This is a genomic window from Leptolyngbya sp. FACHB-711, assembly GCF_014695615.1.
Taxonomy (GTDB): domain Bacteria; phylum Cyanobacteriota; class Cyanobacteriia; order Elainellales; family Elainellaceae; genus Leptolyngbya_A.
Window position 1 is genome coordinate 1 of the sequence record NZ_JACJOR010000192.1, and the last position, 11,627, is coordinate 11,627.

An 11,627-nucleotide genomic window follows, 5' to 3' on the forward strand; every position below is an offset into this window, starting at 1 on the left:
GCAGGCGATCGCCAACCTCAGCGAACTGCCTGATTCAGACTCGCGCCAAACGCTGCTGGAGCTATGTGACTACGTTCTGAGCCGTTTATATTAATTGCTTCCATTAAGCGACTTTAAGCAAATCTCATAAACAGTTCCGCAGAATTGCGGGTCACGTTGGGCGATCGATTGAGCCACGCTGGAGCAAACCCTTTGCTCACAAACTCGCCGCCAAAGGCATTTGGCCTCCAGCCGCTATGACAGCTCGTCTATCCCAGATTCCTGCTGCTTTTGTCTCTCCCAATTTTTCGCGCGATCGTGCCCAACTCGCTCCTGTTAAGCTGATTGTCATCGGGGCGGGACGCTGGGGAACTCACCTCGTTCGCAATTTTCTCACCCTGCCGCAAGCAGAACTTCTGGCAGTGGTAGACCCGAATCTAGAACAGCTTCAGTCTTTGTCCGATCGCCTGGGACAGCATCATCGATTAGACGATCGCCCTTTGCTCACCGATTGGACAGAAGCCCTGGCGTTACCCGAAGTCGAAGCCGTCGTTGTGGCAACGCCCGCGATCAGCCATTTCTCCATTATTAAAGCCGCTTTGCAACAGGGCTGCCATGTGCTAGCAGAAAAGCCGCTAACGCTTGACCCCCGGGAATCAAGGCAGCTTTGTGAACTGGCAATACAGCAGCAGCGACAGCTTGTGGTCGATCACACCTATTTATTTCATCCGGCAGTGCAGCAGGGGCAGATCAGGATTCAGGCAGGTGATCTGGGTAATTTGCGCTATGGCTATGCCAGCCGAACTCACCTGGGTCCGGTGCGCCAGGATGTCGATGCTTTGTGGGATCTGGTGGTGCATGACATTGCCATTTTCAACGCCTGGACGAGAGAAAGCCCGATCGCCGTTCAGGCTCAGGGAATGAGCTGGCTGCAACCGGGAATTTCTGATTTGGTGTGGGTGAACCTGAGCTATCCCAGTGGCTTTCGGGCAATGATTCATCTTTGCTGGGGCAATCCTGATAAGCAGCGGCGACTCTGTGCAGTAGGCGATCGCGGTACGCTGGTTTTTGACGAGCTAAATCCTGAATCGCCGTTAACCTTCCTGCCCGGCAGTTTCGCGTCTGCCAATTCTTCTGAAGGAATGCCATTTTCTCCGATCGCTCATCCATCTCAGCCCATTGCGATCGAGTCGCTTGAGCCGCTTCAGCAGGTCTGCCGCCATTTTCTCGACTGCGTGCAGCACAACACCCCTTCTGCCATATCCCCCGGAGAACTGGGAGCAGAACTGGTCGAAATTCTCACCGCGCTCACGGCATCGCTAAAGCAGGGTGGGCAGGAAATTAATTTAGTTCCCCAGCCTTGAGGGATTTAGGGGGCAATGTAGAAACCCCCACCCTGCTCAAACACCCTCTTAAACTAATAGCGAATCTGCAAAGTCACCGTTGCCTGAATGTCCTGCTCGCCTCCCACAACCGGCGTAGGGGCAGAGTCTGCGGCACCCATCGCGACATTCTGGCGGTACAGGGGCATTGGAGGCGGTTGCATAAAGGCATTGTTGATCTGAATGCTCACGACTTCTTCGCGGCTGAGTCCCAGCGCAGATAAAGCAGCATCTGCCTGCGTTTGGGCATCCTGCGTTGCTTCCCGGATTGCCTGCTGTCGTGCGGTTGCGATCGCCGCATCTTCTGCAATAAACGATACGCTATCGATCCGCGTTGCGCCTGCCCGCACTGCTTCGTCTAACAAAGTGCCTGCCCGCTCTGTGGGAATGCGGAAGCTCACCGTGTTGGTCGCCGTGTATCCTACGATTCTCTGGTTGCCGTTGTCGTAGTCGTAGCGCGGACTGAGATTGATTCCGGTGGTTTGCAGCTTGCTGACATTGCGCCCCCGTAAAAACTCCACCACCGCCGACGATCGCCGAGCGGCTTCTTGCTGCACTTCTTCTGCCGTTCTACCTTGCACTTCAACACCGAGCTGCACCTGAGTCAGGGTCGTGGCGATCGACTCAGTGCCTTGTCCGGTTACGGTAATGGTTCGTGTCATTGGCTGGGTTTCGTGGGCGAGAACAGGTAGCGTGAGCGAAATACTAGCAACCCCTAGCAAGAGCGGCACAGCAATGCCCAGGGTACGGCGGGAAAGACGAGACGTAATCTTCGACATGGTAATCTCCTCACATGGGTTCCTGATCGAATGACGATGGATTCAGGATGTTTCTACTCTGCCACGCCGATCGCCTCAGAGTGACTTTAGTTACAGTTTTGGAAACCCGCTAGGATAGAGGTTTGCGGTTAAGTGCCGCGAGTTATGAAAATCGGGACGGCGGACTCAAAATTTTGACTTCACACATGACTCACTCACCGCGAAAGCGATTTGGACAGCACTGGCTCCAGAGCGAAAAGGCTTTGGCGCAAATCGTGAATGCTGCCGCCCTTCAGCCAACCGATCGCGTCCTGGAAATTGGTCCCGGAACGGGAATTCTTACTCGCAGGCTTTTGCCCCTGGCGCAGTCGGTTCTTTCGGTGGAAATCGATCGCGATTTGTGCAAGCTGCTGGTCAAACAGTTTGGTCAAACCGAGAATTTTCTGCTGCTTCAGGGCGATATTTTAAGCTTGAATCTGCCTGAACTGCTGACGAATGCTCCTGCCTTTCAAAATCCCAACAAAGTCGTTGCCAACATTCCCTACAACATCACCGGACCGATTCTGGAACTGCTGCTGGGGACGATCGCTCACCCTAACCCAGAACCCTATGAGTCGGTCGTCCTATTGATGCAAAAAGAAGTTGCCGAGCGGATCACGGCAAGTCCGGGTTCTAAAGCCTTTGGTGCGCTTTCGGTGCGCGTGCAATATCTGGCGGACTGCATCTGGATCGCAGACGTTCCAGCAAAAGCATTTCAACCGCCGCCAAAAGTTGATTCCGCAGTGGTTCGCCTCACACCCCGATCGATTGCCTCCCCTGTAACCGACCCCCGCAAGCTCGATACGCTGGTAAAGCTAGGATTTGCCACCAAGCGCAAAATGCTGCGAAATAACCTGAAGAGTGTGATCGATCGCGACAAGCTGACTGAACTTCTGGAATCAATGCAGCTTAATGCTCAGGTACGTGCAGAAGATTTGAGCGTCGCAAATTGGGTAACGCTAAGTAATTCGCTAAGGGATGATTTGGGTGATGTGAAAGTGAATGATGAAGCGATAGAAGAAGAAACGCGCGATAGTTCTTCTGATTAAACGATGCTTTGCCTGCCTAGATCTCAATTCTGAGCTACGGTGTTTTCATAAGGCGATTCTGTTAGTGTTCCAGGCTTTGCAGCCCCCTAAATCCCCTACTCGTGGGAGACTTTGAACTCTTTGAGTTTTTCCCTGGAATTTCGCTATCGTTGGGTGTATTGCGTGACATGGTGAGACAATCTTTGGGAGAAACCAATGGTAGAACCTGTAACCGCGATAACGGCAAGTGTGATCGCAAATCTGGCGTTTCAAAAATTTATTGAGGCGGGTGCGGGCAAAGCGGCTGAGAAGCTGACAGAAGGAGCCGTTGCCAGAATGGACGAGCTGCGAAAGCTGATCTGGAATAAGCTGCGGGGTCGATCGCCCAACATTGATTTTGCGTTAGAGAAGGTGGAACAGGGCGACAAAGCGGCTCTGAATACGATCGCCAAAAATCTGGACGTGGTGATGGATGAAGACCCGGAGTTTGCCACACAAGTTCAGACGATCGCCCATGAGATTACGCTGATGCTGGTAGAGGATAACAGCAGTACCGTGCAGAACAACTACGGCGGTACGAATTACCAGAACGTAATTAAAGGCGCATATAACACCAACTTTATTGGTGGAGAACACCATCACGGATAAACGCATTCTCTAGCCTTCACCCCGATGAGCGAAACGCAGCAAAACAATGACGCAGCAGAACAACTACGGGGGAATGAACAATCAGGTTAGAACGGCAGAAGATAATACAAACTTCATTGCTGAAAACATTTACTATCAGCAAGCCGCTCAACCGATCGAGGAGCCGATTTCGTTCAACGTTCCCTTTCCGCCGAACCCGTACTTCACTGGACGCGATGCATTACTGATGCAGTTGCATGAGGCTCTACAGCAGCGACGCGCCACGGCACTGTCAGGTTTGGGCGGCATTGGCAAGACGCAGATGGCGGTGGAATATGCTTATCACTATTTTGGGAAGCCGTATCAGTGGGTGTTTTGGGTGAGGGCAGATACCGAGCTGGAGCTGAGTACGGATTTTGGCAATCTGGCGCGTGCCCTGGCATTGCCGCAGCAGGAGGCGCAGGAAACCGAGAAAAAAATTGAGGCGGTGAAGCGTTGGTTTGCGAATCATAAAGACTGGCTGCTGATCTTTGACAACGCCGATCGCCCTGAACTGCTGCAAAAATTCCGTCCGCAAAATCCCCAGGGCTGTATTCTGGTCACGTCTCGCGCTCCCGTCCTGGATGCTGTGGGCATTGCTGAGGTGAAGCAGGTCTTGAAGCTGTCTCGGCAGGAGTCGATCGCCTTGCTGATGAAGCGTACCGGGCAGGAGCAGGGAACCGATGCCGAACGAACCGCAGCAGCGCAATTGGCGGCAGAGTTTGACGATTTGCCCCTGGCATTGGAGCAGGCAGGCGCATTTATCCGCGAACGGCAGATCCGCATTCAGGATTATTGGACGAGCTATCAGCAACAGCGATTCAAGCTGCTGGAACAGCATCCTGCCGGAGTCAACTATCCCGCCTCGGTGACGACGACCTGGGCAATTAACTTTCAAGCCATCCAGGAAACGGCTCCTGCTGCCGCTGATGTGCTTCAGTGGAGTGCTTTGCTGGCTGCCGATGCAATTCCCTATGAGCTGTTGGTGAAAGGAGCAAAACACCTGGGCGACCGAGTCCAAACTGCCCTGGCAGAGGCGGAGACAGATCCCCTGCAACTGGCAAATCTCCTCAATCCCCTGGCTTGCTATTCGCTGATTAAACTGGAGCCTACTGCCCAGTCCTACAGCATTCACCGCATGGTACAGGCAGTTGTGCGGCAAGGAATGACTGATGACCAGTTGCAGCAGTGGGTGAACCGGGCGGTCGCCGCTCTGAATGCAGCCTTCCCTTTCGTGGATTATGACCAGTGGACACAGTGTGCCCGTTTGCTACCTCACGTAGAGTCGATTCAACCCTATCTCCCCGATGAGCTAGAGCAGGTTGAAGCATTAGCACGATTGCTGAACCAGGCAGGATATTATCTCAAGCAACGAGGACAGTATGCGGAGGCAGAACCGCTCTACCAACGATCGCTAGAGATTCGAGAAGCGCAGTTAGGCAAAGACCATCCTGATGTTGCCGAAAGCCTCAGCAATCTGGCAGTACTCTACAAGAATCAGGGACGCTACTCGGAGGCAGAACCCCTCCTTCAACGATCGCTAGAGATTTGTGAAGCGCAGCTAGGCAAAGACCATCCTGCTGTTGCCGCTAGCCTCAACGGTCTGGCAGTACTCTACAACTATCAGGGACGCTACGTGGAAGCAGAACCCCTCCTTCAACGATCGCTAGAGATTTGTGAAGCGCAGTTAGGCAAAGATCACCCTGATGTTGCCGCTAGCCTCAACAATCTGGCAGTACTCTACAAGAATCAGGGACGCTACTCGGAGGCAGAACCGCTTTACGAGCGAGCAATTTTTATCCTGGAACAGCGGCTCGGAGTCAATCATCCCAACACTGTTAAATGTCGAGGAAATTTGCAGCAGCTCCAGCAGAAACTCTCCGAGTCATTGAGGCCAAAGCCTGAGCCGTCGTGGGGCTGGAACTGGTTGAAACGGTGGCTGTCCTGAAAGGTGGTGTCGTCAGCAGGATGTGCGTTTTTAACCGTCTCCTAATCCTCGTCCTCTAGCAGCTTTCCCAGATTGTGAGTATTCATTAATTCGCTGTATCGCTCAGGCAGGCTCTCCCTAAGAGTGTCCTCGACAATACTGCTCACGGTTTGATCACTAAGACCCGCTAACGTCTTTAACAGCCTATCTAGACTAGGCGAGATATACAGGCGCAGCTCTGCTTTCTTTTTCCTAGCCATCGAAAATTCTTAATACACACCTAGCCTCTGCAACTCAACGATCGTAACGGGGTTTCAGGATTATTCTTTATTTTTGGAATTTCTATATTGTACGAATTGCCGAATTAATTTATATTGAAATTAAGCCAAAAACGCCCAGAATCATTGCTGCATCTGAGTTAGATTCTCATGGAGTTTCAAACATGATTACCCTTTCCGATGATGAGGTTGCCCTCGTCCGTTCTCTGCTGACTTCCATTCGATCGATCAAAGTGCGCGATATCGACAAAGCCCTAGTGATTCTCAGCAAAGCCGAACGTCTTGCTAATGCACGATTACCCCAGAGGGGGAACGGCGAAGCCTCGTCTCAGCAGGAGGATCAGCCATGCTCGTTCTAAATGATGCTCAGGCGATCATCGTCAAAACCCTGCTCACCAAAATGCTGATTAACGATACCTATTCAGTGAGCCAGCTTGAAGAGGCGATGAGTTGGTTTGAGCGGGAAGACGATCGCGTCTCTTGTCCCTTCGAGCAGGTGTGGAGCAAAAACTTAGCGCAGGAAATTGTGCGGGAGTTACGCGATCGACCTTAACCTCCCCCAGCCTTCAAAGTCCCCCACTCGCTCCTCTAGAGCGGCAGTAACCAATGGGGGATTTAGGGGGCAATGCAGGACAGTGGCGACTCCTCAAATAACCTCTTGAGGGAGAATCAATTCATCCTGAAACCAAAGCTTGACTAAAGATCACCTTGAGCATTTATACTTAAAAACGAGGCTGGCGTTCACATTCGCCGCTTAGACCGAAATCCGAAAGATATTAATTCACCTGGGAGTGTAAAGTATCTTAAGATTGTCATAAGCATTTCTCATTTCAAGCCGAAATTAGCTGATCACACCAACTAGGAGGAAACCTATGGCACTTGTGCCAATGCGACTACTGCTGGATCACGCCGCCGAGAATGGATACGGCATTCCTGCGTTCAACGTCAACAACATGGAGCAAATCCAGGCAATCATGCAGGCTGCTGATGCCACAGATAGCCCTGTGATTCTGCAAGCTTCTCGTGGTGCCCGCAAGTACGCTGGGGAAAATTTCCTCCGTCACCTGATTCTGGCTGCGGTTGAGACCTATCCTCATATTCCGATCGTGATGCACCAGGATCACGGTAACGAGCCTGCAACCTGCTACTCCGCAATTAAGAACGGCTTCACCAGCGTCATGATGGACGGTTCGCTGGAAGCTGACGCCAAGACCCCCGCAAGCTACGAGTACAACGTTGCTGTCACCAGCGAAGTCGTGAAAGTCGCTCACGCGATCGGGGCTAGCGTTGAAGGTGAACTGGGTTGCCTCGGCTCGCTAGAAACCGGCAAAGGCGAAGCAGAAGATGGACACGGCTTTGAAGGTGAACTCGATCACTCCATGCTGCTGACCGACCCCGATGAAGCGGTTGACTTCGTTGAGCGGACTCAGGTTGACGCGCTGGCAGTCGCAATCGGAACCAGCCACGGCGCATACAAGTTCACCCGCAAGCCGACCGGTGAAATTTTGGCAATCAGCCGCATCGAAGAAATCCACCGCCGCCTGCCCAACACCCACCTGGTAATGCACGGTTCTTCCTCGGTTCCCGAAGATCTGATTGCGCTGATTAACCAACACGGTGGTACTATCCCTGAAACCTACGGTGTACCCGTTGAAGAAATCCAGAAGGGTATCAAGAGCGGTGTACGGAAGGTGAACATCGATACGGATAACCGTTTGGCAATTACGGCAGCAGTCCGTGAAGCTCTGTCGGCAAATTCGAAGGAATTTGACCCCCGCCACTTCCTCAAGCCTTCGATCAAGTACATGCAGAAAGTGTGCGCCGATCGCTATCAGCAGTTCGAAACCGCAGGCAATGCGTCTAAGATCAAGCAGATTAGCCTGGAAGAGTACGCTGCCAAGTATGTGAAAGGCGAACTGGCTCAGGTGAGCAAGCGGACCGTGGGCGTGTAAGCTAACGTTCTGCCGTTTAGTTTAATCAATCAATCTGATCATCCTTTTCCTTCGATTCCGGGTAGGCTAGTCCTATCCGGTTTTTTGCTTGGGGTGTGCTAAAGCAAATGAACTATCCTGATCCCAAGAACCCGCACCCAATGCCGGGATTTCCTCAGATTTGTTTTATTCAAAACACAGTCTCTAATCCCAATATTTCGATCGGCGATTACACTTACTACGACGACCCGGAAGACTCCGAAAACTTTGAGCGCAATGTGCTATATCACTTTCCTTTTGTGGGGGATAAGCTGATGATCGGTAAGTTTTGCGCCATTGCGAGAGGAGTAAAGTTCGTGATGAATGGGGGAACCCATCGCATGTCTGGCTTCTCGACCTATCCGTTTGAGATTTTTGGGCAGGGGTGGGAACGGGTTGCTTCCAAGACCGATGATTCTGCTTATAAGGGCGATACGATAATTGGTAACGACGTTTGGATTGGCTACGAGGCGGTCATTATGCCGGGCGTGCAAATTGGGGATGGCGCGATCGTTGCAGCAAAAGCGATCGTTACGAAAGATGTGTTGCCTTACACGATTGTCGGCGGCAATCCGGCGAAGCAAATTCGGCAGCGATTCTCAGATGAAATCATTCAGCATTTACTAGAAATTGCCTGGTGGAACTGGGATATTGAGAAAATTACGAGGAATCTGGAAGCGATCGTGAATGCAGATATCGAAGCACTCGCAGCCTGCCGATAAATTCAGGAGAGTCAATTCATGATGCTCAAAAAAAGATTTGCGCTGCTTCAGTTTGCCATTGCTGGGCTGTGCCTTACTGCTGGGCAGACAATCGCCCAGACCCTTGCCCTCCCCGACCGTCTGATTGCGTTTAACTCGCCGCAGGGTGAAGCTCTGCTGATAGAGAGTGCCGCCAGACAGGATTTTTGGAATCTCAGCTCGCAGTTTGTGACGCAGGTGAATCAGGCCTATTGTGGCGTTGCCAGTATGGTGATGATCCTGAATAGTCTGGGCATTCCCGCTCCGATCGCCCCTCAGTATGAACCCTATCGCGTTTTCACGCAGGACAATTTTTTTGACAGTGAAGCCGCCCGACAGGTGATCGCGCCTGAAGTGGTGCAGCGGCAGGGGCTGACCCTGGAAGAACTGGGAAAACTGCTCGAGAGCTACTCGGTGCAAGCCAAGGTTCACCATGCAGGCGATACGTCGCTGGAAGAGTTTCGCAGGCTGGCGATCGAAAACCTCAATCAGCCGCAGAACTATATTCTGATTAACTATTTGCGTCGAGAAATTGGGCAGGAGCGAGGTGGGCACATTTCCCCGATCGCGGCCTATCATGCGGAAACCGATCGCTTTTTGATTCTGGATGTTGCCCGCTACAAATATCCTCCCGTTTGGGTGAGAGCCGATGAGCTTTGGCGATCGATGGACACGCTGGATACAACTTCAGGAAAAACCAGAGGCTTTGTTCTGGTCAGCCGAGGTCTGGTCGGTCGAGAATAATTTCAGTTCAGCGATCGCTCAGGCTGAAAAAGCTGAATCAGCCAGTTATCTTTTAACTCGTCCGTCACGACTTCCAGTGCGGCAAGCAAATCAACGTCTAAATCTCGGTTTTGAATATCGATCACGAGCTTGTACAGCAGCTCAAAATCAATCCGATCGTTTTCCTCCATCAGTCGATATTCACCATTCGCCGCATTGTTCAACTTCTCGATTTCTTCGCGTCCTACTTTGCCTGTAATCGGTGGCTGTCGCCCATCACGCCATAGAAGAAACCGAGTGTCTTTGTGGCTGACAACTAATTCGTTGAAGTTTTTCAAACGGCTCGTGAATCCGCTGCCGTCGATTTGCAGAAATCCGATCGCCACCTTCTTAAGCTCAGACTGAAAAACACGATTTTCAGGCAATTTAGACTTACCTAATCGAAGACAGTCAATTTCAAAGGGCTGGATGAGCTGAAAAGCTTCGGCGATCGTCGTGAGTTTGCCAATATCGTCGCTGTCCGTAATAATTTGCAGTTTGTCATAGTCCTGCAAAAGTTCCGGTCTCTGCGATTTCAGATAGTCTAAAACCTGTCGTGTGGCATCAAGACGGACAATGAGAGTTTCATCAGAGCGATGAGCATTTCCATTCTGATAATGAGTGTTTTGATGAGGGTTGAACTCAGTATTCAGAAACGGCTGAAAAACGGGAGTCTCTCCATTTGTTTCTGTGCTGTAGATTGAGCCTAATCCGGTTGCGATCGCCTGAATTGCTTGCCGAAATTTGCTGAGCTCCTGCTCCAAGCGATCGAGTCGCTGTTCCGTAGAAATCGGGAATTCGGGGGAAGGATAGGATTCCGAAAATTCCTGAGCCGATCGCGGTAGGGGAATTCCGCGTGCCTTGTAGCGATAGTAGTCTGCTGCTCGATTCAGGGCGGCTCGAATCGGACGATGACTGAGAATTTGCTGAAGTTCTCCTGATGTAAATAGCTTTTCTAAATCAATGCCGATCGCCCTCACTTTAAGCTGCAAAATTTCCTTGATCTGCTGATTAGTTGGAGCTTCTAGAAAGACTTTGTGCTGCGAAATGCGATCGATCACTGAACCATCGAAAAAGGTTTGAAACTGCTGCCAGCGATCGGGAAACAGATTGAGAATAATCAAACTATTCGGAACGTAGGTAAAGATTTCTTTGACGGCTTCGCCAAATCGTTCCAGCAGATTTCGATTGCATTCCAGTCCTAATCCCTCAAGCTGATCAAATACAATGATTAGCGGTTCATCGAGCAGAGAAAGCTTGCTAAATACTGAGATTGCTTCTAATGAGAAATCCTCTTTGCTGAAGTCTGCGCTCCAGTTTTCTAAGCCGATTGATTCCGCATCTTCGCGCTCTAGCTCGTGAGCAACTAACCAGCGTGTTGCTAATTCTTTGCGTCGTGGTTCGGTATAGCTGCAAAATTTGATGATGCCTTTAATAATCTGCGCCGAGTAGCCCGATAACCCATATTGGCTTGTCCACCATTCATTGGTGCGTCGCTCAATATGCTGCCAGAGTTTGCGCTTCAAATCGGTTCCTTCTTTCGCCAAACTATAAAGCGCAAGCGGATTTTCTCCAATTCTCGAAAGAATGATTTCATCGTTATTGCTTTGCTGGGAAGTTGCCTGAAGAATTCTAACAAAGCTGTGTGCTAACAAATTCTCAAGCTGGGTAAAGCCATTTCCTGGAACAGTTTCGACAAACGATTTGAGAATGCGCGTGTAGATGTGATAGAGAACACTATCGGGATTATTCGGCTGACCGATAAACAGCAGACGATTCACCTGCAACAGCTCTTTTGCCAATCGCATGATCAAGTGCGTTTTGCCCGTTCCCGGTTCCCCGATCACTACGGCTCCCTGGCTCTGATGATTGCGATCGTCTCGGATATCATCGATCGTTGCCTTTAGCAATTCAAACTCATCCTGATAAATTTGCTTCAGGTCAGGATGGTCTTGAAAAGGATTATCAACCTTGCTGCTGCTAAAGGGATTCGGTTTATCTTTCAACGCCTTTTTCAGGGAGGACTGCGACTTCAGTTCCATAAGTTTCAGATAGAGCTGATAGGTAAATTCGGCATCGTAGCGGGCAGAGTGGGCTT

11 protein-coding genes are annotated in these 11,627 nt (G+C 51.0%); 9 read left to right on the forward strand and 2 right to left on the reverse strand.

Annotated features, from left to right (window positions below; translation table 11 throughout):
• Positions 1–236 precede the first annotated feature (236 nt).
• A complete protein-coding gene (locus H6F80_RS07090; protein ID WP_190790886.1) occupies positions 237–1,343 on the forward strand; it encodes a Gfo/Idh/MocA family protein in 1,107 nt (368 codons plus the stop codon).
• 53 nt (positions 1,344–1,396) lie between these two features.
• Here the strand turns inward: H6F80_RS07090 and H6F80_RS07095 are convergent, their stop codons facing one another.
• The gene (locus tag H6F80_RS07095) at positions 1,397–2,140 is read right to left on the reverse strand and encodes an SIMPL domain-containing protein (protein WP_190790887.1); all 744 of its coding nucleotides are present in this window, start codon (positions 2,138–2,140) and stop codon (positions 1,397–1,399) included.
• Between the two features lie 185 nt (positions 2,141–2,325).
• Here H6F80_RS07095 and rsmA point away from each other — a divergent pair, with 185 nt between their 5' ends.
• The 8 genes from rsmA to H6F80_RS07135 all read left to right on the forward strand — a co-directional run bounded on the left by rsmA (position 2,326) and on the right by H6F80_RS07135 (position 9,511).
• Positions 2,326–3,207 (forward strand): 16S rRNA (adenine(1518)-N(6)/adenine(1519)-N(6))-dimethyltransferase RsmA, encoded by an 882-nt coding sequence (gene rsmA, locus H6F80_RS07100; protein WP_190790888.1) that lies wholly within the window; start codon positions 2,326–2,328, stop codon positions 3,205–3,207.
• 195 nt (positions 3,208–3,402) lie between these two features.
• Positions 3,403–3,834: a hypothetical protein gene (locus H6F80_RS07105; RefSeq protein ID WP_190790889.1), complete on the forward strand. Its 432-nt coding sequence runs from the start codon at positions 3,403–3,405 to the stop codon at positions 3,832–3,834.
• A gap of 46 nt (positions 3,835–3,880) precedes the next feature.
• The gene (locus H6F80_RS07110; protein ID WP_190790890.1) at positions 3,881–5,800 is read left to right on the forward strand and encodes a tetratricopeptide repeat protein; all 1,920 of its coding nucleotides are present in this window, start codon (positions 3,881–3,883) and stop codon (positions 5,798–5,800) included.
• Between the two features lie 421 nt (positions 5,801–6,221).
• Complete coding sequence (locus tag H6F80_RS07115; protein ID WP_190790891.1) at positions 6,222–6,416, forward strand: hypothetical protein; 195 nt, start codon at positions 6,222–6,224, stop codon at positions 6,414–6,416.
• On the forward strand, positions 6,404–6,610 hold the full coding sequence (locus H6F80_RS07120) for a hypothetical protein (RefSeq protein ID WP_190790892.1): 207 nt from the start codon (positions 6,404–6,406) through the stop codon (positions 6,608–6,610). Before H6F80_RS07115 ends, H6F80_RS07120 begins: the two co-directional genes overlap by 13 nt.
• A gap of 319 nt (positions 6,611–6,929) precedes the next feature.
• Entirely contained in the window at positions 6,930–8,009 is a 1,080-nt protein-coding gene (gene fba, locus H6F80_RS07125; protein WP_190790893.1) for a class II fructose-bisphosphate aldolase, read from the forward strand.
• A 107-nt stretch (positions 8,010–8,116) separates the two neighbouring features.
• Entirely contained in the window at positions 8,117–8,749 is a 633-nt protein-coding gene (locus H6F80_RS07130; RefSeq protein WP_190790894.1) for a Vat family streptogramin A O-acetyltransferase, read from the forward strand.
• An 18-nt stretch (positions 8,750–8,767) separates the two neighbouring features.
• Positions 8,768–9,511, forward strand: a complete 744-nt coding sequence (locus tag H6F80_RS07135; RefSeq protein WP_190790895.1) for a phytochelatin synthase family protein — start codon at positions 8,768–8,770, stop codon at positions 9,509–9,511.
• A 2-nt stretch (positions 9,512–9,513) separates the two neighbouring features.
• Here H6F80_RS07135 and H6F80_RS07140 read toward each other — a convergent pair.
• Positions 9,514–11,627: ATP-binding protein (locus tag H6F80_RS07140; protein ID WP_190790896.1), on the reverse strand; the 2,114-nt coding region annotated here is incomplete at its 5' end.

Coding starts and splice junctions, on each gene's coding strand:
- H6F80_RS07115 (WP_190790891.1), top strand. CDS start 6,222: ATGATTACCCTTTCCGATGATGAGGTTGCCCTCGTCCGTTCTCTGCTG.
- H6F80_RS07120 (WP_190790892.1), top strand. CDS start 6,404: ATGCTCGTTCTAAATGATGCTCAGGCGATCATCGTCAAAACCCTGCTC.
- H6F80_RS07105 (WP_190790889.1), top strand. CDS start 3,403: ATGGTAGAACCTGTAACCGCGATAACGGCAAGTGTGATCGCAAATCTG.
- H6F80_RS07130 (WP_190790894.1), top strand. CDS start 8,117: ATGAACTATCCTGATCCCAAGAACCCGCACCCAATGCCGGGATTTCCT.
- H6F80_RS07110 (WP_190790890.1), top strand. CDS start 3,881: ATGACGCAGCAGAACAACTACGGGGGAATGAACAATCAGGTTAGAACG.
- H6F80_RS07090 (WP_190790886.1), top strand. CDS start 237: ATGACAGCTCGTCTATCCCAGATTCCTGCTGCTTTTGTCTCTCCCAAT.
- rsmA (WP_190790888.1), top strand. CDS start 2,326: ATGACTCACTCACCGCGAAAGCGATTTGGACAGCACTGGCTCCAGAGC.
- H6F80_RS07095 (WP_190790887.1), bottom strand. CDS start 2,140: ATGTCGAAGATTACGTCTCGTCTTTCCCGCCGTACCCTGGGCATTGCT.
- H6F80_RS07135 (WP_190790895.1), top strand. CDS start 8,768: ATGATGCTCAAAAAAAGATTTGCGCTGCTTCAGTTTGCCATTGCTGGG.
- fba (WP_190790893.1), top strand. CDS start 6,930: ATGGCACTTGTGCCAATGCGACTACTGCTGGATCACGCCGCCGAGAAT.